Here is a 24038-nt window from a genome sequence, read left to right as displayed (position 1 = left end):
TTTGCGGGAATCGCGCGATCAAGGCCGCTGACGTCGGCAGAGAGGCTGAATCAGGGGGGGCGAGGCGACGTTGCGAGGGTTGACTGCGTCGTCATTTCTAACGATGCGATACAAAAAAGCAGGCGCGCATTCTACGAAGACCGAAACGTAAGAGAGACGTAGATGCCAACCCTCCCGCAGCTTTCAGTCGTCGACGCAAAAGGTGCGATCGATCGACGCGAGATCTCCTGCCTGGAATACGTTCAGGCTCTGGTGGATCAACAGGCCAAAACCGAGTCGCTGAACGGGTTCGTGTATTTCAACCCTGAGGAGTTCTTGCAATCGGCGCGGGCGCATGACGAATCGCCCGCTGCCCGAACAGGGCGGATATCGCTTGCAGGCATTCCTTTGGCAATCAAGGACAACATCGATTGCGTGGGCATGCCGACAGCCGCGGGAACGGCAGCGCTCCGCCACGCTGTACCTCGAGCGAACGCGCCAGTCGTCGCACGCGTGATCGAAGCGGGCGCGTTGGCCGCCGGCAAAGCCAACATGCACGAACTCGCTTTCGGCTGCACGAACGACAACGGATTCTTTGGCCCGGCCCGCAACCCGTATGACCCGTCCAGAATTCCCGGAGGAAGCAGCGGCGGGTCTGCAGTGGTGGTGGCAAGTGGTGCGGTGCCGGCGGCCCTCGGCACTGACACGGGCGGATCGGTGCGAATACCGGCGGCGCTGTGTGGACTGGTCGGTTTTCGTCCTACGCATGGACGGTATCCGTCAGAGGGCGTTGTACCGATATCGCCCACGCGCGACACGGTAGGCCCGATCGCCCGAACCGTCGCCGACGTGATGTTGCTGGACGAGATCCTGTCTGGAAGTGGCTCAGCGCTTCCCGTTGTCGACGGCGCACGTGACTTCCGCGTGGCAGTCCCGTACTCGACGATGTGGGAGGGGCTGTCACCCGATGCCCGGCCGGTACTCGAAGGCGCCCTGCAGAAGCTCGAGGACGCAGGCTTCGAACTGGTTGATGTCGATCTGCGACGGTATCCGTTTTTCCGTGCGCAGAAGAGCGCAACCATCCCGTTTTTCGAGTTTGGCGGTGCCGTTGGACGCTATCTGGAAACAGGCGGGGTGGCTGTGACGTTCCCGGAGATCGTTGCCCAGATCAAGAGCCCGGATGTGGCACGGATCGTCAGCGAGATCCTGGGGGACGGTGCGATATCTGCAACCGACTATGCCGAAGCGCTTCTCGCGCGAGAGCGGTCGCGCGCGTCTTACGTGGAGTGTCTTCGCGAGGTGGGGGCAGACGCACTGCTATTTCCCACCATCCTGGTTCCGGCTTGCACCATCGGCGCTGAAACCGTGGCGGTCGGGTCGGAAGCGCTCGACGTCTTTGCCGCGTACACGCGAAATACCGAACCAGGCAGCAATGCAGGGGTACCCGGCATCACCGTTCCCGCAGGGCTGACCCAGGAGGGGCTCCCGGTTGGATTGGCGCTGGACGGTGTTCCGCATTCGGATCAGCGAATCCTGCAGATCGGCAAGGAAATGGAGCGCGTTCTGAGTGCCGCGACGTTCCCGCGTCTCGATGCACACATTTAATACGTCCGGCAACGGCTTAACGAGAAAGGCAAGCAAATGAATCGTCGAAATGTCCTGAAAAGTATTGCGCTCGGTGCTGCGAGTGCCGCAGTGGGCGTCGGGGGGCTCGTGCCGGCATCGGTACGCGCGGCAAACCAGCCACTGAAGTTGGCGCTGATGGCGCCGATGAGTGGGCCTGCCGCATTTTTTGGTCAAGCCTGCAAAAACTGCGCAGCGATGGCAGTCGACGAGATCAATGCGCGCGGGGGCGTGTTGGGGCGCCCGCTCGAGTTGCTGGTGGGAGACGCCGGCGCCGCGCCTTCCGAGTCGGCGCAGACGGCGCTTCGCCTCTGGAAGCGCGACAAGGCGGAGGTCTTTGTCGGATCGCACGATAGTGCTGTCCGCACGGCGCTGGAAAGTCTGTTCAGAGGCCAGGTGCCTTACTTCTATACCCCGATGTACGAGGGAGGCGATTGCGCGAAGGGTACGTTTTTCGTCGGCGAGACGCCCGCACAGCAACTGACGCCGGTCATTCCGTGGCTGACGGCCAAACACCAGGTCAAGCACTGGTTCCTGATCGGCAACGACTACATCTGGCCGCGCAAGTCGAACGAAGTGGCGAAAAAGGCGATTCAAGGTTCCGGCGCGACCGTGGTCGGCGAAGAGTACGTTCCATTCGACGTCGATAACTTTGACGCGGTGCTTGGCAAAATCCGGGACAGCAAGGCAGATGCGGTCTTCATCACACTGGTGGGCGGGTCGGCCGTCACGTTCAACAGAAGTTTTGCGAGCTTCGGTCTCAGCGACAAGCTGATCCGCTTCGGCACGATGATCGAAGAAAACACCTTGATCGGCATCGGGGCGTCCAACTCCAGGAACCTCTACTCGGCTTCCGGCTTTTTCTCGACGCCGACCGCCACGTCCGGCCAGTTTCTGGAGCGCTATCACAAGCAGTTCGGCGCTTCGGCGGTTTTGAGCAGCATCGGCGAGTCGACGTACGAGGGCATCCTGATGTATGACGCCATGGCCAGGAAGGCGAACTCCGCGGCGATCGGCGATCTGATGAAGGCTTCCGACGGCGCGAGTTACAAAGGCCCGCGTGGCGTGGTCACGATGAAGTCCCGCAACGTGACGGCCGACATCTTCCTCGCCAAGGCTTCAGGCGCCCGATACGACATCGTCAAGACGTTCTCACAACTTAGCTCGGCCGAAACCTGCACGAGCGGAGCGGGTGCGGGCTGAAGTCATGCTGCTTTCCTATCTTCTCAATCTCGGGTACGCGTGTGCGGCCCTCGCGCTCACGACGATAGGTCTGGCAATCGTGTTCGGGCTGCTGGGCGTGTTGAACATGGCGCATGGCGAGTTCATCATGCTGGGCGCGTACTCGGTGGTCGTCGTGCAGCGTCTCGGGCTGCCCGCCTTGCTTGCCATACCTTTGGCGATCGTCGTATGCGCTGCGGTCGGGTGGATCGTCGAGCGCCTGCTGGTTCGTCCTTTGTATCAGCGGCCATTCGATACCTTGCTCGCAACCTGGGGCGTGTCGATCCTTCTCCGCGAAGGCGTGGTCGCATTGTTCGGAAAGGGTTACCAGGACGTGGCGGGTGCGGATGGCGCATCGATCGATGTCTTCGGCACCCAGTACCCGGCATTCCGGCTTGCGATGATGCTCGCGGTGGGCCTGGCATTCGCCGGGCTCGCGGCATGGTACAGCCGCAGCCAGACGGGCGCGCGGATTCGAGGCATGGTCGCGAATCCCCTTCTTGCCAAGGCGGCCGGCATCAATACGACCCGACTGGCCAGTGGCACTTTCATAACGGGTGTGGTTCTGGCCGGGTTGGCGGGCGTGCTGCTCGCACCGATCGTGCGGGTCGAGCCGTACATGGGCCTCGACTATCTGCTCAATTCGTTCTTTGTGCTCGTTGTCGGCGGTCTGGGCAGTCTGCTCGGTCTCGCGGTAGGCACGTTCGTCATTGGAGGAACGCAGGTCGCAGTGTCGAGTTTCATCGATCAGACGTCGGGGTATACCGCTGTTCTGATCCTATCCATCTATTTCTTGTGGAGTCGCCCAAATGGCCTCGTCTCGCGCCGTTGAAACGTCCCTCCAGGCTGTCACGGCGGCGATTCTTCTAAGCTTGCCGCTGTGGGCCGGTGACTACAGCGCAAACCAGATCGGGCTTCTGTTGCTGTATGGCATGGCAACGCAAAGCGTTGCGTTGTGCTGGGGGAATGCAGGATTCCTGCCGCTGGGCCAAAGCCTGTTTTTCGGGCTGGGCGCGTATGTCAGCGCCTTTGTATTGCGCTCCGCGGCAGCGGCCGGCGGCGAATGGCAGATGATTCTGCTTCCGCTTGCAATCGCAGTACCTGCGGCGCTGGCCTATGCAATCGGATTCATCGTCTTTGCGCGCCGGATCGACAGCGGACCGTTCTTTTCATTGATTACCCTTGCGCTATGCATGTTGGGATTTCTGGTTGCCAATCAATGGAGCAGCGTAACCGGCGGCTTCAACGGGTTGACCGATATCCCTGACCTGCCGATGACCGACAGGTATGGAAACCTGTATTACGTGATCGCAGCGGCTTCGGTAGTCGTCACTGGACTGATCACCTGGTTGAACCGCAGACCGATCGGGACGCTCTGGGCCGCTACCTCGGAGAATGAAGATCGCCTTCAGTTTTTTGGATTCGCGACACACAAACTGAAGGCTGCCGCGTTTGGCCTCTCAGGCGCGATCGCGGGTTTGGGTGGCGCCCTGTATGCGCCGCACGAGGGTCTTGTCGGTCCTCAGGCGGTCGGCGTGGCGTTGTCAGCGCAGTTTGTCATCTGGGCTGCCGTTGGGGGGAAGCGCAGTCCGTTGGGCGCGCAACTCGGTGCCGTGGTGATCGGACTGCTCGCAGCGACCTGGCGTGATCTGTTCACCTATTGGGAGGTACTGGTCGCGCTGATTTTCATCGGTGTGGTGCGGCTATTTCCCGATGGCCTGGCCGGCGCGGCCGCAGCGCTTGCCCGAATCGCGGGCCTGCGCGTCGCGAACACCATTCCGGAGAAACGGGTAGATGCGCCCGACATCGCCACGATTGACGTACGACCGCCCCAATCTACGCTGCTTAGTTTCAGCAAGGTGCAAGTAAGCCAGGGCAGCGTCAACATTCTCAACGGGCTCGATCTCGAGGTGGGGGCCGGGGTCATCAATTGTTTCATTGGCCCCAATGGCGCCGGGAAGACGTCGACATTCAATGCAATGACGGGCCGCTTGCCAGTACGTTCAGGCGAGATCCACTTTCGCGGGGCCGAGATTTCGTCCTCTCAGGCCTGGCAGGTCGCCCGATTGGGCGTCGGCCGCAAGTTTCAGATTCCCACGGTTTTTGCCCAGTTGTCCGTCAACGAGAATCTTCAGATCGCCCTGTGGGCGAACCGGATACGTTCCCACGAGATGCTGACCGATGCCCCCCTGCATTGGAATTCGGTTCAACGAATCCGCACGCTTGGCAAATTCGGGTTTCTTGAATTGCATATGGCTGTTCGTGCGGGAGATCTTTCTCAAGGGATGCGCCAGATGCTGGAGTTCGCGATGGTGGCAATCACCGAGCCGCGTCTTCTGCTTCTTGACGAGCCTTGCGCTGGCCTCTCGGCGTACGAAACCCATCACATGATGGACGCGATCACGTCGACGGTCAGCGAACTGGAGGCGTCGGCCATTGTGATCGAGCATGACATGAGCGCGCTCGAAAAGATCGCCAGCAACGTGGTGGTCCTTCATCAGGGAAGAAGCCTCGCGGTTGGCTCGCTGTCGCAAATCAAGATGTCGGCAGAGGTCAAGGCTGTCTACTCGGGAGGAAGAAAATGAGCGCACGCCAGCGAGAAGCAATGTTGAGGTTTTCGTCGATCGTCGCCGGCTATGGTGACACGATGGTGCTCAAAGGGATCAGCGGCGAGGTGGCCGCGGGTAACGTCCTCGGCGTATTCGGCCGCAATGGTGTTGGCAAGTCGACGCTGATGCGCGCGTTGACAGGCGTCATCCAGCCCACGTCCGGTACTGTCACTGTCAACGGCGGTGATGTCGGCAAAGTGCCGTCGCACCGACGGCGAAGTCTAGGGATGAGCTACGCACCGCAGGAGCGGGTTGTCTTTGACAATCTGAGCGTTGCAGACAACCTGACGCTTGGATTCAAGACAAGAAGCCTGGAAGCATACGACGACTTGTTCCAGATTTTCCCGCGTCTGAAAGAGCGGTTGTTACAGCCGGCTGGCAAGCTGAGCGGCGGTGAAAAGAAGTTGCTTTCCTTCGCCAGAATCGTCGCAGAGCGTTCGCCTGTCACGCTGATCGATGAGCCGTCGGAAGGTGTTCAGCAGGAGAACCTGGAGCGGATGGCATCTGTTATCCGGTCTCGAACCGCTGAAGGGGCGGCGTTTGTGGTTGTCGAGCAGAATCTGACGTTTCTCACTTCGATCGCCGACAATTTCATCGGTTTGGATCATGGAGAGATCGTGCTGTCGGGCGACTCGATCGATATGTCTCGCGAGCAGCTCGAAGCCGTACTGGCGGTTTAGTCTCTCGTATCGAACGATTCGTCGCTCGCACCTGACTGTCGACCGTGCCGTTCAACACTCATGACGGCACGGTCGTTCTGGTCGCGGCGACGGAAGCAGCAAGCTCCGCACGGTTGGAGAATCCCTTCTTGTCCATGATCCGCCGCAAATGGGTGCGCACGGTAGACAAGCTGATGCAGAGAAGACGGCCGATATCCTGATCGGTACAACCCTTCGCGACAAGTTGGGCGATCTCGCTCTCCCGGTCGGTGAGACCCGTCGCGCTGCCGGCCCTCCGTTTGATGGCGCGGCAAAGGAACGGCTCGAGTGCATCGAGCACGAGTTTGTCGCGCATCTCGAAGTCAGGTCGATTCTTCGTCCGCCAGATTCTCAGATCGCTGAGTTGCCGTTCGCCGTCGAAAACAAACACGTTGATTCCGTGATGCAAACCGTCATGCGCGAGAAACTCGTTATAGAACGCACTTTTCTCCAGTGCAGGCCGGTCCATGACCTCCTCCACCAAGGTAGCTCTGCGCATCTTGCAGAGCTGCGCTGTCATCGGGTCATTGTGCTGGTACCAGCTTGTGTAGCGACGCACGTGATCGGAGTCGACATTGACTGCAATCGGGTCGACGTACATCCCTTTTTCCGCATCCCAGTTGTACGACACGCAGAAATCGGATCGCAGCAGCCGGGTCAGGTCTGACAAAACGACGCGCCTGACATCCACCATCGGTCCGAGCTCTTCGAGCCGTCCGATGATGTCCCCGAAAAGTCGGAGTTCGTCGAGCGTGAGGTCGTGAACTGGTGGCTTCAAGGGGGCCTCATCGGTAGGAGGAATCAGGAGACAGCATACGCTGCAGCCCGGAAAAACTGGTTCGCATTACACATCAAGCATAGCAGGGAAAAAATACTGATCGGCAACGAACTTCGCTTCATTTACCTGTTCGTTGCATTCATGCCGCAGTCGGATCCACGGGATGCTTGCGGTGCAAAAGGCGACGCTCGACGGGGCCCTTGAATTTCGTGGGAGAGGGTTCGAGCCACGGCTTTCGTGTCGACATTTCTAACGATGGGGATCAAAAAAAGCTGCTCATAGAGTAGACGCACAGTGGGAAGCGGACGTGCTGAGACTGTTCGTTGTAGCGAGGCAAGCTGGAGGATTACCCGGAGACGCCTGCCCATTGACCAAACGATTCCGATGCATTTCCAGCGGGACGTTTTCCTCAGTCATTCTCGTCAACGAAAACTACTCTATAAAATTAGGAAAGCGATATGAATATGGTCATCAAGAGAAGCATGGTTGTGTGCGCCGCGGTTGGGTGCAGCGCGGCACATGCACAGTCGTCCGTGACGCTGTACGGGCTGATCGATGCGGGCATTACGTACACGAACAATGCGACATCGAGCACGGGACATGGCGCGCTCGTACAGTTTGCATCCGGGTCTTCGCAGGGGGATCGCTGGGGGGTAACGGGTAAAGAGGACCTGGGTGGCGGGCTCAAGGCGATCTTTACGCTCGAAAGTGGCTTTCAACTTTCTAACGGGGCCTTGGCGCAAAGCGGGCTGTTGTTCAATCGTGAAGCCTTCGTGGGCCTTGATGGTCGCTTCGGGACGCTGACGCTCGGGCGGCAATACGACTTCATCGGCGATATTTTCCCGGCGTACTCGATCGCAGGGAACACGGCAGCGGGTATCCTGGGGTGGGGAATCCCGGCGTATGCTGCTGGCGGGTATACGCTTGATAACCGACTGTGGGGCGATAACGTCAATAACTCGGTGAAGTATCTTTCGCCAACGATCTCGGGGTTCAGTGCCGGTGCCATGTACGGTTTCGGCAATGTGGCCGGCTCGTTGGGCACCAACAGCTCGATGAATTTTCTGCTGAACTACAGCCAAGGTGGGCTCGCCGCATCGCTGTCGTATTTCAAGCAGCATAACGCGACAAATTCCGCGAATTTGACGGAATACGCTGGCGGTGCAACTTACAGCCTGGGGAAAGCTCAGATATTCGGCGTAGTGACTGATGTCCAGTTGAGCAGCGGCACCAAAGCTCGGGCGCTGACCTATGACGGTGGCATGACTTACTTTGTCAGGCCCGATATTTCGCTTGGAGCGGGGTTCCAGTTTCAAGAGCGCAACAATGGGGGCGGCAGCGCGAATCAGGTAACCATCGGGGCCGATTACTTCATTTCCAAACGCACCGACGTTTATTTCGTTGGCGCGCTCGCGCATGATCACACACACGGCGCTCAAATCGAAGCAGCGCTCGGATCGCCGTCCAGCACGAGTTTTCAGACTGCGGCGAGGATTGGCATTCGGCACAAGTTCTAACTGTTGCGGGTCAAGACCGATGGCGAACTGGAGGTTCGCCAATCTGTTGAGGAAGGGAACATGGTTCAGAGTAGTCTCCCGGAACATAGTCCCGAGCGTTGTCGGTTACAGAGAAGCCTCATGCATTTCTGACGGGCGTCGGAGGGGCGCTCGGCTTCGCGTTCATCGTCGGCGGAACCGTGCTGTCCGGGCTGCTCAGCCCGCTCTATTAGGCGACGTTAGTGATGTGGTCGTTCTCGCATACGACACGTTTAGACGACCTTTTTTCCCGCCGTTCCTACGCTATCTGAGCCTGTTCAACCGGCTGGCTGGCAATGGTGCGTTCATCTATCTGACGATGCTCGCACCGCTGCGTCGTCGATGGGGCGACTTGGTTCCCTATGCGCTGACCGGGTTCGCATATTGGGTGTTGATGTCGGTTGCTGCGTACGAAGCATTGTGGCAACTAGTCTACAAGCCGCTCTATTGGGAGAAGATTCGTCACGGACTGTCGTCGCATATCGCGATCGAGCTTGCGAAGGCGGCGTCGACCGGAATGCCCTCGTAATGCGTACGCTGCGGTTTGCATCGGTTGCGGTCGTCGCATGCACAGTGTTCGTCGCGCTGTCCGGCTGGCTGCGCGCGCATGGCTTCGTTGCCGCGTCACCACCGCCGAAGCAGGCGGTGCAGCCGCGCCGTTGCCGGTGCCATCCCGCGCATCCCGCGCGAACTTTTTCCTTTCCTTTCTTCGGACGATTCTCCGTTGCTTGACCGCTTCGCGCGTCGGCATGGATCGATGCGCTCGATCGGCGAACGCCTTGCGGAATTTTCAGGAAAAGCGGGCTTCGGCTGGCAACCGCCTGGGAACGCATGCATTGCACGCAGGCATCGAGACAACGCATGCGATGCCGAACCGGCGCGTTCGGGCGGAAACGCACGTCGACCGACGGGGCGAGTCCGCGCCAGAATATTTTTGTACTGGAAAGTTACTCAGGTATACGGATAATTCGCCGACGGATTTTCGCCGTGCGAATCCGATTTGGCGTGCAAGTCATCTGCATGTCACGGGCGCTTGCGAGCCTCCGTGATTCGCGGTGCCGCCGTGCCGTCCGGCCGGTGTCGCGGCGGTCCACACATACTAAAGTCAACGATTACGAGGTCGGGAAACATGGAAGCAGGAAGCAGCGCGGGCAACGCGGTCGAATCGATATTCGATACGGGCGCGGAGGTCGACAGCCGTTCAAGACGGCGATTCGTGGCCGGGCTGGGGGCCGTCACGTTGTTGCCCGCATGCGGCGGGGGAGACGGCGGTAACGGCGGTGTCGCGGCCGCGAGCGTAGCGGCGATGCAGGGCAGTGTCGCGCCGGCCGACGCGGTGCTGCCGGCATCCGGCGCGGCTGCCGCTGCGACGTCGGTTGGTTTCAGCCACCCCGGGCTGCTGCTTGCCGAAGCGGACTTCACACGGATTCGCGATTGCATCAAGGCGGGAGAACAACCGTGGTCGACCTGGTGGACGACGCTGTGCGCGAACTCCGCGACCGATCTCAACGGCAAGCCGAGCGCGCGCAGCGCCGTGTATCGCTCCGACCGCAGCGTCTATGCGATGTACCGGGACATCCAGCGCGCGTATTGCTGCGCGCTGCGCTGGAAGATCTCGCAGGACGATCGTTATGCCGATCTCGCGGTGGCGACGCTCGATGCGTGGTCGGCCGAGCTGAAGCGGGTATGGTCCCGCCCGGATGGCTCCAGTGCGCCGGAAGACTGGACCGGTTGGTTGATTGCGGGCATTCAGGGGCACCAATGGGCAAACGTTGGCGAGCTCATGCGGACGTATTCCAAATGGGCGCCGGACGCCATCGCCCGCTTCCAGAACATGCTGTTGACGGTCTTCGCGAGCCTCTCGTCAGGCTGGCTGACCGACACCAGCACCAAGGGCCAGCACCTCGCCTCGTTTGCGAACTGGGATCTGGCCGCACTGTGCGGCACGTTCGCCATCGGCGTGTTTTGCGATCGGGCCGATCTCTATCAGCAGGCGATCGACTACTACAAGGCGAACAACCTCGGCGACTTCCGCGCGACCTTCGGCAATGGCGCGTCGGCGCACAGCGTGTACTTCATGCATCCGGGCTACTTCGGTCAATGGCAGGAGAGCGGGCGCGATCAGGGGCACGCGACGCTGGGCATGTCGCTGTGCGGGGCGCTGTGCGAGATGGCCTGGAAGCAGGGCGAAGACCTGTACGGCTTCGACAACAACCGGTTCCTGGCCGGCGCGGAATACGTCGCGAAGTCCAACCTGCTCGATGCCGCCGGCAAGCCTTACGTGATGCCGTTTGCGCGTCAATGGAGCTCGCAGGGCGTCTTCACCGCGGCCAACAACCAGTCTTATCAAAACCTGCGCGGCTGCTGGGAGCCACTCTACAACCACTACGTCAATCGCATGGGCATCGATGCGCCCAACGTCACGAAGATCGTCGCGAAGACTGAGCAGAACTACTGGTCCGGTAACAGCGACGACATGGTGTTCGGCACGCTCACGCATCGCCTGCCGCCGTATGCGGGGGCGATGAAGGCGCCGGGCGGCCTGTCCGCAGCCAGTACCGGTGGGCATGTCGTCCTGTCGTGGTGGGGCAGCGTAGGTGCCGCGTCGTACCGGATCAAGCGCAGTACCGTCGCGGACGGTTCGTTCTCGGATCTTGGCACGGTGGCGGCCGGCGACGTGCTGACCTTTACCGATACGCCACCGGCCGGCGTCTGGTTCTACCGCGTCGAAGCCGTTGGCGCGGCCAGTCAGGGCACCGTGGCCTCCGGGTCGTTGCGCGTGGCGTTCCCCGGCGAGATGCAACTGTCGATGGGGCTGGACGACGGGAGCGGCGCCACGGCCGTCGGCTGGAGTTTCGCGGGCGACGGCACGCGCCAGCGCGTCGCGGGAACGCTCGGGCAAGGTGCGACGTGGGGAGCGGGGCGGCTTTCGGGCAATGCGGTCGCATTCGACGGTCGGCAAGCGTATCTGCAGCTTCCGGCCGGGTTGTTCGGTCAACTGAGCGATTTCACCGCCGGAATGTGGGTGTACGCGAACTTGCTCCATTGGGACAGCTGCCTCTTCTTCATCGGGACCGACAACATCGCCTATATGCGGCTCGCCCCGCAAGCGGGCGGCGGGCATCTGCGTTTCGGGATCGCCGGCGCCAGCTACAACGACGAGCAGTTCGTCGAGGCAGGCATCGCATTGCCCACGGGCCGCTGGACGCATGTGGCGGTCACGCTGCAGGGCAACACCGCGAAGCTGTACATCGACGGCCAGGTGGCCGGCAGCAGCGATCAGCTCCTGCTGTCGCCGCGCCAGGTCGGCGATGGATTGAGCCTGCTTGGCCGCGATGCGGTGCATCCGTCGTTCAACGGCCGCATCCAGGATTTCCGCGTGTACTCGCGCGCATTGAGCGACAGCGAGATCGTGGCCCTGGCCACGTAACGGCGGCACGAGCATGCGGGCCGCCGTGGCGGCCCGTATCGGCAGCGCAAGCACGCACGTCGCGTGGCGATCGGCATCGCTTCGGTGTCCTGTCGTTCTTTCGAGCTCGTGTCGGGCTGGCGCCGCGTTTGTCGCGCGGCCAGTGCGGTTCATTGCCTCTGGCTTGCGTGCATCAACAACGAGAGAGGAGTGGTGTCATGGATCAGGAAAAAGTGCCGGCATGCGAGCCGGCCGCCCATCAAGCGGCGGACAGCCGCATCGAAAGCAACGCCCGGCGACACTTTCTGCTGGGCCTTGGCGGTCTCGGCGCCGCAACGTTGCTTTCCGCCTGCGGTGGAGCAGACGGCGGCGGCCCGCTGGCGGCCTCGATCAAGGCCGCGGCAACCGGCGTCGCCGGAGCGGCCGCCCAGCCCGCCTATACGTGGGGTAACGTGCGAGTCGTCGCCGGCGGCTATGTATCGGGCCTCATCGCGCATCCGTGGGCAAGCGGGCTCTTGTATGCGCGCACCGATATCGGCGGCGCGTATCGTTACGACGCGGCGAGCAGTACCTGGATCCCGTTGAACGACTGGACGCCGCCGTCGAACTCGCACTGGATGGGGATCGAGAGCATTGCCGTCGATCCGGGCAATCCGAACATGCTTTACATGGTCGTCGGCCTCTATACCAGCTGGTGGGCCCAGAACGGGGCCGTGCTCGTGTCGTCGGACCGCGGTGCGACCTTCACGTCGTATCCGCTGAGCCTGCGAGTGGGCGGCAACCAGGACGGGCGGCAGGTCGGCGAACGGCTGCAGGTGGATCCGAACCATGGGTCGACGCTGTTCTACGGGAGCTCCAACGACAGCTCCCAACCCGCCGCCAACGGCCTGTGGAAGAGTGCCGACAGCGGCCGGACCTGGGCGAAGGTGGGCGGCTTCAATGCGCTGTCGAGCGACGACACGGGCGCCGGCGTCGCGTTCGTCGCATTCGATCCGCGCTCCGGCGGCAACGGTTCGCCGAGCCAGATCCTGTTCGCTGGCGTGTCGACCGGCACGGCGGTGTCAACCCTGTATCGCAGCGGTGACGGCGGCGTGACGTGGAACGCGGTCGCGGGCGGCCCGGCGAGCCCGATGATGCCGCAGCGTGGCCTGATCGGGCCCGACCGCAACCTGTATGTCACGTACGGCAACGTCGCGGGCCCCAACAGCATGACGGCCGGCCAGGTGTGGAAGTACAGCATCGACGCGGGCACCTGGGAGAACATCACGCCGCCCGGGGCGAGCAGCTACCCATCGGGTTTCAGCGGCCTGGCGGTCGATCCGTGGAACCCGGGCGTCGCGGTCGTCATGACGATGGATCACTGGTGGCCGAGCGACACGATGTATCGCACGGGCGACGGCGGCAAGACCTGGACGGACGTCGGCGCGCAGGCGGTGCGGGACGCCAGCCTGGCGCCCTGGTTGACGGATGGCAACGCACAGGCCGGGTTCGGCAACTGGGGGCAGGTCGTGATCGATCCGTCGAATGTCGACCACGCGTTCTATTCGACCGGCGCCACGATCTGGCGCACCTCCAACCTGACCGACGCCGATCGCGGCCTGCCGACCCGCTGGACCATCGGCGCCAACGGCGTCGAGGAAACCGCCGTGCTCGCGCTGGCCTCGCCGACGGCGGGCGCCCCGCTCATCAGCGGCCTCGGCGACATAGGCGGGTTCGTGCATACCGATCTGACGCAGGCGCCGAAGCGGTCGGCGGGGAACATCAACGGCGGCAACGGCACGGGGGTCGATTTCGCGCGAAACGTTCCGGCGAAGATGGTTCTGGTCGGGACCGGCGTGGCGGGCGGCAGCGCGTTCGGCGCGGTCTCGCAGGACGGCGGCACGACATGGACGGCCTTCGCCAACCAGGCCGGCTCGTCCAAGGGGGCCGGCACGGTGGCCTTGTCCGCGGACGGGCGCACGATCGTGTGGGCGCCGTCCGACGTGGCGCCGGTCTACTCGACCAACAACGGCGAGAGCTGGAACCCGTGCGTGGGGGCGTGGACGAACACGCCGCTGCCGGTCGGTGTCCAGGTGCTGTCGGACGGACTCAACGCCAACCTGCTCTATGCGTGGGACAGCACGAACGGTGTGTTCTACGGCAGCGGCGACCAGGGCGCGACGTGGCAGATGTCCGCCAAGGGTCTGCCCGCCAACGGCAAGGCGTCGACGGTGACCGGCATCCAGGGGCAGATCTGGCTAGCGACGTCGTCCGGCCTCTATCGGAGCAGCAATTCGGGCTGGACCTGGGACGCCTTCCAGCCGGGCATCGTCACGTCGGCGATCTCGGTCGGTTTCGGCAAGGCGGCGCCGGGCGCGAGCTATCCGGCCATCTATCTGGCGGGCACGGTCAATGGCGTGATCGCGCTGTTCCGTTCGATCGACCAGGGCGCAACCTGGGTGCAGATCAACGATGCGCAGCATCAGTGGGGCGGCTACGCATTGGTGGTCGGTGACCCGAGGACGTTCGGCACCGTCTACGTGTCGCCGAACAGCGGTCGCGGCATTGTGTACGGTACTTCGGCTACCTGATCGATCGTCGCGACATCGCGGCTGAAGCGGGCCTCGACACGATAGGTGTCGAGGCCCGCTGCGCTATGCGCGGAGCGTACATAGCGGCAGCAATGCGGGAGATGTCGGCGACCGTCCCGTCGCCGGCTAATCCGCGCACGGCGTAGTTGTCCCACAGCCCGCCGAAGTTGTTCTACCGCGCGACGCCCGCACCCAGTCGTACAGGTCTCCCGATGCCCATCGGTGTGGCTGCCCCGGCTCTTCCTGTTCATGCCCCGGTGTCGGCGCTCGCGCGGCCATCTAAATGAGTAAATTCCGAATTGCGGGAATTTTGTCATGTCGGAGTGGGGTGTTATGGATTGAAGAAGGGTGCCATATACCAGAAAGAAGCGAAATTAATCGGGTAAACGTGGATCAAATCGGTTCGTTGGCGGAATCTTGGGTGTTTGACAAATCCCGTAATTCGGGATTACAGTCATCTCCACTCCTTTCACACCGTCGAGCGGCCGCATGAACATCCCACAGTTGGACACCGATACCGGAACACGAAGCGGGGCGAGCATCGTGCTCCAGACGGCGCGCGATGCCGGCGTCGACGTCTGTTTTGCGAATCCCGGCACCACCGAGATGCCGTTCGTCGGCGCGCTCGATACCGTGGCCGGTGTTCGTTCCATCCTCGGGCTGTTCGAGGGCGTATGCACGGGCGCCGCGGACGGCTACGGCCGCATGGCCGGCAAGCCCGCGATGACGCTGCTGCATCTCGGGCCCGGCCACGCGAACGGCGTCGCCAACCTGCACAACGCGCGCCGCGCCCGCACGCCGATCCTGAACATCGTCGGCGATCACACGCGCGACCATCTGAAGTACGACGCGCCGCTCACGTCCGACATCGAATCCCTCGCTCGCCCGGTGTCGGTGTGGTACCGCAGCGTGGCGCGCGACGCGGATCTCGCGACGGATACGGCCGATGCGATCTCGGCCGCGATGGGCGCGCAGCGCGGTGTCGCGACCCTCGTGCTGCCGGTCGATCTCCAGTCGGTCAAGGTGCGCGACGCGGCATCGCCCGCCGTCGTTCGCCCGGCCGCGGAGTCGTTCGATCACGCACGGGTCGAACGCGTCGCCGATCTGCTGCTCAGCGGCCATCGCGCGGTGCTGCTGATGGGCGGTCGCGCACTGTCGGCCCGCGGACAGCGCGCGGCGGCGCGCATCGCGGCGGCGACCGGCGCGACCTGCTTCAGCGAGACCTTTCCGGCGCGCGCCGAGCGCGGCGGCGGCTTGCCGGATATCGACCGCCTGCCGTATTTCCCCGAGCCGGCGCTGGCCGCGCTGGCCGACCGGCGCGTGGTGCTGGCGGGCGCGCTCGCACCCGTCACCTACTTCGGCTACGAAGGCATTCCGGGCGAACTCGCGCGCCCCGAGGACATCGTGATGCTGGCCGAACCGGGCGACGCAGCGGATGAAGCGCTGGAAGCGCTGGCCGATCGCATCGGTGCGCCGGGCAACGCCGTCGGCGTGCAGGTCGAGCGTTGGGAGGTGGAGGAGGGGCCGCTGACACCGCAGGCCGTCGGCCGCGTGCTGGCGAATGCATTGCCCGACGACGCGATCGTGTCGATCGAGGGCGGCACGTGCGGTTATCCGTTCGTGACCGCGTCGGCGCGCGCGCGCCGTCACACGATCCTCACGAATACGGGCGGTGCGATCGGCCAGGGCTTGCCGGTGGCGCTCGGCGCCGCGGTCGCATGCCCGGAGCGCCGCGTATTCGCGCTGCAGTCCGACGGCAGCGCGCAGTACACGATCCAGGCGCTGTGGACGATGGCGCGCGAGCGTCTGCCGATCGTCATGCTGATCGCATCGAACCGGCGCTACGGCATCCTGCAGACCGAGCTCGCGCGCAGCGGCCTGCCGGCCGACACACCGCATGCCAGCCGCCTGACGCTGCTGGACGATCCGCCGATCGACTGGCTCGCGCTGTCGCGCGGCTACGGCGTGGCGGCCGAGCGCGCGAGCACCGTACAAGCGTTGTCGCAAGCGCTCGATGCCGCGCTCGCCCACGCCGACGGGCCGAGGCTCATCGAAATGTGCCTGTCCTGATCGCGCAACCCGCTTATCCCTTCAATCCCGACTCTCACCTTTCATCGTTATGGATCTGCAACTCCACGGAAAAGCCGCGTTCATCACCGGCGGCAGCATGGGCATCGGCAAGGCGGTCGCGCTCGAACTGGCCCGCGAAGGCGTCAACGTCGCCATCGCCGCGCGACGCATGGAACATCTCGAGGCCGCCGCCGCCGAGATTCGCGCGGCGCTCGCGCCGCTGGGCAACGCGGCCGGGACGATCCTGCCCGTCACGGTGGACACGACCGACATGGCGTCCGTCGAAGCGGCGATGGCCGCGAGCGTCGAGCGCTTCGGCCGGCTCGACATCCTGCTGAACGGCGCCGCGCATCCGGGCGGCCTCGTGCGGGCGGAACTGGAAAACGCCGACCCGCAGGGGCTGCTGCAGGACATCGACATCAAGGTGGTCGGCTACCTGCGTTGCGCGAAGGCGGCCGCGCCGTACATGCGGCGCAACGGCTTCGGCCGGATCGTCAACATCGGCGGCCTGACGGGCCGTGGCAGCAAGCAGTTGTCCGGCATGCGCAACGTGGCGATCGTGCACTTGACCAAGACGCTGTCCGACCAGCTCGGCCCGTTCGGCATCACGGTCAACACGATTCACCCGGGTGTCGTCGAGACGCCGCACATCCACGAACTCTACGAAAAAGAAGCGCAGAAGCAGGGGCTCACGGCCGCGGAGGTCGAGGCCAACTACGTGAAGGTCACGCCGATTCGGCGCGTGCTGCAGCCGGAAGAAATGGGGTGGATCGTCGCGTTTCTCGCATCGCCGAAATCCGGCTCGATTACCGGCGAGTCGATCGGCTGCGACGGCGGGCTCACGCGCGGCATTTTTCTCTGACACAAGGAGCATTTCATGACCGCAACCGTACTGGTCGCCACGGCCGGGCAAGGCATCCTACGCTCGAACGACGACGGCAAGACCTGGCATCGCCTCGGGCTGACCGAGCCCATCGAGTTCGACGGCATCGTGCGCGCGCTCGCGGTGGACCCCGCGACGCCGTCGCGCGTCTATGCCGGCGCCGATTCCGGGTTGTCCATCAGCGAGGACGGCGGCGCGCACTGGTTTCGGCCCGACAACTGCCTGAACGGGCAGACGGTCTGGTCCGTCGCGATCGACCCGGCGAACCCGGCGGTGCTCTATGCGGGGACCGGCGCACCGTCGCGCGCCGCGCTGTACAAGTCGATCGATGCGGGCCTGACCTGGGAGAGAACGGCGCCCGAGTTTCCCGAGTTTTGCTCGGGCGTCAATCGTCCGCGGCTGCTGACGATCTGCGTGGACCCGGACGACACCCGCAATGTCTGGTACGGCGTGGAGGAAGGCGGCGCATGGCGCAGCCGCGATGCCGGCGCGAGCTGGACGCGCGTGGACGGTCCCGGCACGGCGATCCGCAACAGCGACATTCATGCGATCGCCGTGCTGTCCGCGACGCCGGACCAGCCGAAGACCACGGTGCTGCTGACGGTCAACGCGGTGCATGTGAGCGAGGACGACGGCCAGACCTGGGACGGCAAGCTGTCGCGCGATCGTTTCGACGGGCTGTACTACACGCGTACGGTCGCGCAGCTGCCGAAGCCGGACGGCGACCTGCTGATGGCGATCGGCGACGGTACACCGGGCACCCGCAGCCGCATCTATCGCTCGACCGATCGCGGCTACGCGTGGCAAGAGACGGACCTGCAGACGCCGCCGAATTCGACGTTCTGGGCGTTCGGCGTGCATGCGGCCCGGCCGGAGCTCGTTTATGCGGGCACCAAGTACGGGCACCTGTTCTGCTCGCGCGACGGCGGCCGGAACTGGACCAAGGAATGGCGCGATTTCAGCGAGATCACGGCGGTCGCGTGGACGCCGTTCGACGCGCCGCTCGTCGCCCACGCGCAGTCGACCGATTGAGCGGAGCGAACGATGACACCGTCCGACATCCAGCAACACGCCGAACGCGCGAACGCGCGCGGGCTGCCGTTGCCCACGCCGCGCGTCCAGCGCACCCACCTGTCGCTGTTCGTGCGCGATCCCGTGCGCTCGAGCACCTGGTACGCCGAAGTGCTCGGCATGACGGAAACCGCGCGCGGCGAGCAGTGGGTGTTCATGTCCTTCGGCCAGAAACACCATGACATCGCGCTGATTCGCGCGGCGTCCGACGCGGAGCTCGGCACGATCGGCCTGCAGCACTACGGCCTCGAGATCGCCGGCGGCCTGACCGAGTTGCGACGCCTGTACGGCATGCTGATTCGCCGCGACGTGCCGATCGTCAAGATCACCGATCACAAGGTCGGGATCGGCGTGTATTTCCCGGACCCGGACGGCAACCGCCTCGAGTTCTTCTGCGAAACCGTCACCGACGACGAAGAGGGCAAGCGCGTGCTGCACCGGTACAACGCGCCCAGCGATCCCGTGGAGCTCGAGCCGCTGTTCGATTGAGGTGCCGCCTTTCATTCCCGTACAACCGATATTTCATAGAGGATTCCTGATGAGCAAGATCGCCAATTTCGAAGGCTTTCATATCCGCAAGTGGTACACGCAGATCGAGGATTCGCTCGCGAACGAGTCCGGCCAGCTCGCGGACGGCGAGCCGTTGCGCAAGATCGTGATCGCCGCGGCCGTTCATAACCCGTACGCGGGACGCTTCAGCGAAAATCTCGACGATCTCGTGCGGCCGTCGCCGGCGCTCGGCAAGGAGTTCGCGCGGCGCATCGAGGCGCTTGCCGCGGGCCGTGCGATCGAGAGCTACGGCAAGGCGTGCCTGGTCGGCTCGGCCGGCGAGTACGAACACGGCAACGCGTTCCTCACGTCGATCTTCGCGGAGCCAATCCGCGCGGCGCTGGGCGGCGGAAAGTCATGGGTGCCGTCGAGCGGCAAGCGCGGCCCGGTCAACACGGTGATCGACGTCCCGCTCGCGCACAAGGACGCGCTCTACGTGCGTTCGCATTACGACACGGTGACGTGCCTGTTCCCCGATGCGCCCAACGACGACGAAGTGCTGGTGATCTTCGCGTTCGCGACGCGCGGCCGCCTGCATGCGCGGCTCGGCGGCCTGAAGGCGAGCGAGATCGTCGGCCGCGACGGTCTGGTCTGATCGTAGATGCGGGCCGGGGAGCACATGATGAATACGGCGTCCGTCAAGGATGGATGGGTCGACAGCGACGGGCTGCGGCTGCACTACGTGAGCTGGGGGCGCGACGATGCGCCGGTCGTGGTGATGCTGCACGGCTTGCGCAGTTATGCGCATACGTGGGAGCCGGTCGCCGACGCGCTGGTCGATCGTTATCGGGTCGTTGCGCTCGATCAGCGCGGGCGTGGATGGAGCGACTGGGATCCGCGGCGCGACTACTACGCGGCGGCCTATGTGCGCGATCTCGACGCGCTGGTGCGCGCGCTCGGCCTGCAACGATTCGTGCTGGTCGGGCACTCGATGGGCGGCGCCAATGCGTTCGTTTACGCGGCGGCGCAACCGCAACGGCTCGCGGGCCTCGTGATCGAGGACATGGGTCCGGGTGCGTCGGCCGGTTCGCAGGGTTCGGAGCGCATCAAGCGCGAGCTGAAGGAAACGCCGGACGCGTTCGCGTCGTGGGACGACGCGCGCGCGTTCTGGCGACGCCAGCGGCCGAACATCGCGGCATCCGCGCTCGATTCGCGCCTCGCGCACTCGCTGAGGGAGGATGCGCAGGGGCGGATCGTATGGCGGCACGATGCCGACGGGATTGCGGCGGCGCGGCTGGCCGCGACCCCGGAGCAACTTGTCCATCTGTGGCCGCTGGTGCTCAACCTGCATGTGCCGACGCTGCTGTTGCGCGGCGGTGCATCGGATTTCCTGTCCGCAGACGTGGCGGCCGAAATGGCGGCGGCCAACGCGGGCATCGAGCGGATCGATATTCCCGGTGCGACGCATTACGTACATGACGATCAGCCTGCCGCATTCAACCACGCATTGCGCACGTGGCTCGATCGTCTCGACGATCCGGCGTGGCGGACGGGAGGCTGACGCATGAAAGCGAACAATCCGGAGCGGACGTCGGTTGCAATCGTCGGCGCGGGGCCGAACGGCGCGGCGATGGCGAACCTGCTCGGCCTCTATGGCGTCGCGACGGTGATCGTCGAGAAGACGCCGCAGATCGTCGAATTTCCGCGTGCGGTCGGCATCGACGACGAGGCATTGCGGATGTTCCAGACCGCCGGGCTGGCCGACGAACTGAGCCGCGACATCATCCAGAACGTGCCGCTGCGCATGTACAAGGCGAACGGCGAATGCTTTGCCGACATCCGCCCGTCGATGCGTGAATTCGGCTGGTGGCGGCGCAACATCTTCATGCAGCAACTGGCGGAGCGAACGCTGCGCGACGGGCTGGCCCGTTATCCGCACGTGTCGCTGCGGACCAGCGAAGAAGTGGTCGCGGTCGAACAGGACGACGAACGTGTCACGTTGCAGGTGCGCCGCGCCGACGGGCAGCGGTATGCGCTCGAGGCCGACTACGTGGTGGCGGCCGACGGCGGGCGCAGCCCGATGCGCGAGCTGCTGGGCGTCAAGCTGGCCGGCACGACGCATCCAATCAAATGGGTCGTGGTCGACGTGAAGAACGCCGGGCTCGACCAGCCGTGCACGGCGCTGAACTGCGACCCGCGCCGCCCGAACGTCTGCATCTATCTGCCGTTCAATTTCCGGCGCTGGGAGTTTCTCGTGTTCCCGCACGAGGACGAAGCGGCGATCGCGCAACCGGAATCGATCCGCGCGCTGATCGAGCCGTACGTCGACGACGTCGATCGCATCGAGATCGTGCGCGCGCGGACCTACACGCACCATTCGCGACTCGCCGAACGTTTCGTCGTGGGCCGCGTGGCGCTCATCGGCGATGCCGCCCACCTGACGCCGCCATGGGTCGGCCAGGGTCTGAACGCGGGCTTGCGCGACGTGGGCAATCTCGCGTGGAAACTGGCGGGCGTCGTCAACGGCGTATTGCATCCCGGCGTGATCGGTAGCTACGAATCGGAGCGGCGCGACCACGCGAAGGCGATGATCGACCTGGCGGACACGTTCGGCGCGATGCTGATGCCGACCAACCGGCTCGTCGCGTTCCTGCGCGATCGTGTGCTCGGGCTCGCGCGGTACGTGCCGGGCCTGAAGGACTACATCCTGCAGATGCGTTTCAAGCCGATGCCGAGCTATACGCGCGGGGTCGTGCTGCCGGGGGCGCCGGACGACGCGGTCGGCAGGATGATCGCGCAGCCCGACGTCGAAACGGCCGACGGCGCGCGCCGCAAGCTCGACGACGTGCTGGGCCCGTGGTTCTCGATCGTCGGCTGGCAATGCGATCCGCAGGCGTGCCTGAGCGATGACGATCGTGCGTACTGGGCGGCGCTGGGCGCGACCTTCGTTCAGGTCAGCCGCTCGCGCAGCGGGACCGGCCGCACCCGGCGGGTGGCCAGCGCCTACGGCAGCACGTGTGTCGAGGACGTCGACAACGCGCTGGGCGCCTGGTTCGACCGGCATGCCGGCCCGCTCGTGGTGGTGCGCCCTGATCGCTACGTGGCGGCGCAGACGGATGCCGTGGGGATGGCCCGCGTGACCGCGGCCTTTCAGGCGTTCGCGCCGCGACAACGGGAGGAAGCGCATGTTTGTTGAGCAACGCACCTATACGCTGGTGCCGGGCGGCGTCGCCGAATATCTGCGGCTGTACGCGGAATGCGGACGCGCGGCGCAGGAGCAGGCGCTCGGCACGATGGTCGGCTGTTTTGCGACGGAAGTCGGGCCGCTGAACCAGCTCGTCTATCTGTGGGCGTTCGATTCACTGGACGATCGCGCGCGGCGTCGTGCCGCGCTGATGGCCGATCCCGAGTTCAGGACGTTTCGCGGCCAGGTCCGGCATCTGCTCGTCAGGCAGGAAAACCAGATTCTCCGGCAGGAAATCGGCGGTCTGTTGCGTGCGTCGCGACCGGCCGAGTGATGCGATCGTCGCACCGTCCGGGCCCATCGTGCAGTCTCTACCGAGGTATTCGTCTTGATTCCGTTCACGCCGCTGACTTCCCGCATGACGCCTGATGCACCACGCGATTACGCGCCACTCCAGCTAGTTATCGATGGCCGGTTCCTTCAGGCCGACGGCCGTCGCACGCAGCCCGTGTTCGATCCGGGAACCGGCCGCGTGCTCGGCGAGTTGCCGCATGCCACGCCGGACGATATCGACGCCGCGGTGAACGCCGCGCATCGCGCGTTCGCGGCATGGCGGCGCGAGTCGCCGCTCGCGCGCTCGGACATCCTGCGTCGTGCCGCTGCGCTCGTGCGCGAGCGTGCCGAGACCATCGGCCGCCACATCACGATGGACCAGGGCAAACCGCTGCGCGAGGCGATCGCCGAGGTCAGGTCGTCCGCCGAGCAGCTCGAATGGCATGCGGAGGAGGGGCGCCGCACCTACGGCCGTGTCGTGCCGGCGCGTTCTCCGGACGTCGTGCAGACGGTATTGCGGGAACCGATCGGCGTGTGCGCGGCGTTCTCGCCGTGGAATTTTCCGTTCAGTCAGGCGATGCACAAGATCGCGGCCGCGCTTGCATCGGGGTGCACGCTGGTGCTGAAAGGGCCCGAGGAATCGCCGAGCGCGATCGTTGCGCTCGCCCGTATCTTTCACGATGCCGGGTTGCCCGCGGGTTGCCTGAATATCGTCTGGGGTGTGCCGGGCGACGTGTCGACGCAGTTGATCGAGTCGCCGCTGGTGCGGATGATTTCATTCACCGGTTCGGTGCCGGTCGGCAAGCAACTGGCTGCGCTCGCCGCGTCGCACATGAAGCGCATGACCATGGAGCTGGGCGGGCATGCGCCGGTGCTCGTCTGCGCGGACGCGGACATCGAGCGTGCCGCGACGATGCTGGCCGCGTACAAGTTTCGCAATGCCGGGCAGGTGTGCGTATCGCCGACGCGGTTTTTCGTGCAGCGCCCGGTATTCGAACGGTTCGTTGCCGCGTATCTCGATGCGGTCGGCGCGATCCGCGTCGGCCACGGGCTGGAAGAGGGGACCACGATGGGGCCGCTCGCGCATGCGCGACGCGTGTCCGAGATCGACGCATTCGTCGCCGATGCCAGGGCGAAAGGCGCGGAAATCGCCGCGGGCGGCACGCGCTTGCCGGGAGCCGGGCACTATTTCGCGCCGACCGTCGTGCTGAGCCCGGCGCGCGAGTCGCGCCTGATGAACGAAGAGCCGTTCGGCCCGATCGTCGGGATCGTGCCGTTCGACGAACTCGACGACGCGCTGGCCGAAGCCAACCGCTTGCCGTTCGGCCTCGCGTCGTACGCGTTCACCGCTTCGGCGCGCAATGCGCACCGGATCGGCCGCGCGCTCGAAGCCGGCATGGTCAACATCAATCACTTCGGCATGGGGCCGGCGGAGATTCCGTTCGGCGGCGTGAAGGACAGCGGCTTCGGCAGCGAGGGAGGCACGGAGACGTTCGACGGTTACCTGGTCACCAAATTCATCACGCAGATGAATTGACCCTGTGCGTCGACGATCGCGCGCGGTGTCGTTCGCGACGCCGCGCAAG

19 protein-coding genes are annotated in these 24038 nt (G+C 64.4%); 18 read left to right on the top strand and 1 reads right to left on the bottom strand.

Translation table 11 applies throughout. From position 1 onward, the window contains the following. The first annotated feature begins 162 nt into the window (after positions 1 to 162). The 5 genes from iaaH to ACN22W_RS34810 are packed head-to-tail and all read left to right on the top strand — an operon-like array spanning position 163 to position 6112. A complete protein-coding gene (gene iaaH, locus ACN22W_RS34830; RefSeq protein WP_419690573.1) occupies positions 163 to 1584 on the top strand; it encodes an indoleacetamide hydrolase in 1422 nt (473 codons plus the stop codon). A 36-nt stretch (positions 1585 to 1620) separates the two neighbouring features. Beyond that, positions 1621 to 2805 (top strand): substrate-binding domain-containing protein, encoded by a 1185-nt coding sequence (locus tag ACN22W_RS34825; protein ID WP_419690572.1) that lies wholly within the window; start codon positions 1621 to 1623, stop codon positions 2803 to 2805. A gap of 4 nt (positions 2806 to 2809) precedes the next feature. Next, a complete protein-coding gene (locus tag ACN22W_RS34820) occupies positions 2810 to 3655 on the top strand; it encodes a branched-chain amino acid ABC transporter permease (RefSeq protein WP_419690571.1) in 846 nt (281 codons plus the stop codon). Next, positions 3633 to 5408 carry an ABC transporter permease subunit gene (locus ACN22W_RS34815; protein ID WP_419690570.1) on the top strand — a complete coding sequence of 592 codons (1776 nt, stop codon included), beginning with the start codon at positions 3633 to 3635 and terminating at the stop codon, positions 5406 to 5408. Before ACN22W_RS34820 ends, ACN22W_RS34815 begins: the two co-directional genes overlap by 23 nt. Next, a complete protein-coding gene (locus ACN22W_RS34810) occupies positions 5405 to 6112 on the top strand; it encodes an ABC transporter ATP-binding protein (protein WP_419690569.1) in 708 nt (235 codons plus the stop codon). Before ACN22W_RS34815 ends, ACN22W_RS34810 begins: the two co-directional genes overlap by 4 nt. 58 nt (positions 6113 to 6170) lie before the next feature. On the opposite strand, the gene ACN22W_RS34805 is transcribed toward ACN22W_RS34810, so the two are convergent. Then, on the bottom strand, positions 6171 to 6908 hold the full coding sequence (locus tag ACN22W_RS34805) for a helix-turn-helix transcriptional regulator (protein ID WP_419690568.1): 738 nt from the start codon (positions 6906 to 6908) through the stop codon (positions 6171 to 6173). Between the two features lie 458 nt (positions 6909 to 7366). Between ACN22W_RS34805 and ACN22W_RS34800 the strand changes: the two genes are divergently transcribed. The 13 genes from ACN22W_RS34800 to ACN22W_RS34740 all read left to right on the top strand — a co-directional run bounded on the left by ACN22W_RS34800 (position 7367) and on the right by ACN22W_RS34740 (position 23989). After that, complete coding sequence (locus tag ACN22W_RS34800; protein WP_419690567.1) at positions 7367 to 8425, top strand: porin; 1059 nt, start codon at positions 7367 to 7369, stop codon at positions 8423 to 8425. Between the two features lie 226 nt (positions 8426 to 8651). Beyond that, complete coding sequence (locus ACN22W_RS34795; protein WP_419690566.1) at positions 8652 to 8972, top strand: hypothetical protein; 321 nt, start codon at positions 8652 to 8654, stop codon at positions 8970 to 8972. 600 nt (positions 8973 to 9572) lie between these two features. After that, positions 9573 to 11873: a LamG-like jellyroll fold domain-containing protein gene (locus tag ACN22W_RS34790; RefSeq protein ID WP_419690565.1), complete on the top strand. Its 2301-nt coding sequence runs from the start codon at positions 9573 to 9575 to the stop codon at positions 11871 to 11873. A gap of 197 nt (positions 11874 to 12070) precedes the next feature. Continuing rightward, positions 12071 to 14422: a hypothetical protein gene (locus ACN22W_RS34785; protein WP_419690564.1), complete on the top strand. Its 2352-nt coding sequence runs from the start codon at positions 12071 to 12073 to the stop codon at positions 14420 to 14422. Between the two features lie 489 nt (positions 14423 to 14911). Beyond that, a complete protein-coding gene (locus ACN22W_RS34780) occupies positions 14912 to 16492 on the top strand; it encodes an acetolactate synthase large subunit (protein WP_419690563.1) in 1581 nt (526 codons plus the stop codon). Positions 16493 to 16541: 49 nt separating this feature from the next. Next, positions 16542 to 17354: an SDR family NAD(P)-dependent oxidoreductase gene (locus ACN22W_RS34775; RefSeq protein ID WP_048248996.1), complete on the top strand. Its 813-nt coding sequence runs from the start codon at positions 16542 to 16544 to the stop codon at positions 17352 to 17354. A gap of 15 nt (positions 17355 to 17369) precedes the next feature. Further along, the gene (locus ACN22W_RS34770) at positions 17370 to 18407 is read left to right on the top strand and encodes a WD40/YVTN/BNR-like repeat-containing protein (protein ID WP_419690562.1); all 1038 of its coding nucleotides are present in this window, start codon (positions 17370 to 17372) and stop codon (positions 18405 to 18407) included. Between the two features lie 12 nt (positions 18408 to 18419). Beyond that, positions 18420 to 18935 (top strand): VOC family protein, encoded by a 516-nt coding sequence (locus ACN22W_RS34765; RefSeq protein WP_343492844.1) that lies wholly within the window; start codon positions 18420 to 18422, stop codon positions 18933 to 18935. A 49-nt stretch (positions 18936 to 18984) separates the two neighbouring features. Continuing rightward, entirely contained in the window at positions 18985 to 19590 is a 606-nt protein-coding gene (locus ACN22W_RS34760) for an amino acid synthesis family protein (RefSeq protein WP_419690561.1), read from the top strand. Between the two features lie 27 nt (positions 19591 to 19617). Then, a complete protein-coding gene (locus ACN22W_RS34755; protein WP_419690560.1) occupies positions 19618 to 20496 on the top strand; it encodes an alpha/beta fold hydrolase in 879 nt (292 codons plus the stop codon). Between the two features lie 3 nt (positions 20497 to 20499). Further along, entirely contained in the window at positions 20500 to 22131 is a 1632-nt protein-coding gene (locus ACN22W_RS34750) for a bifunctional 3-(3-hydroxy-phenyl)propionate/3-hydroxycinnamic acid hydroxylase (protein WP_419690559.1), read from the top strand. Then, a complete protein-coding gene (locus ACN22W_RS34745; RefSeq protein WP_048248990.1) occupies positions 22121 to 22453 on the top strand; it encodes an NIPSNAP family protein in 333 nt (110 codons plus the stop codon). The genes ACN22W_RS34750 and ACN22W_RS34745 overlap by 11 nt, the downstream gene beginning before the upstream one ends. Before the next feature lie 84 nt (positions 22454 to 22537). Continuing rightward, positions 22538 to 23989: an NAD-dependent succinate-semialdehyde dehydrogenase gene (locus tag ACN22W_RS34740; protein ID WP_419690558.1), complete on the top strand. Its 1452-nt coding sequence runs from the start codon at positions 22538 to 22540 to the stop codon at positions 23987 to 23989. Positions 23990 to 24038: the final 49 nt, after the last annotated feature.

Origin of the sequence: Burkholderia theae (genome assembly GCF_048565265.1) — a bacterium.
In the GTDB taxonomy this organism is placed as follows: Bacteria; Pseudomonadota; Gammaproteobacteria; order Burkholderiales; family Burkholderiaceae; genus Burkholderia; species Burkholderia theae.
Note: the sequence above shows the minus strand (reverse complement) of the source record. Positions and strands in the feature narration are given on the sequence as shown.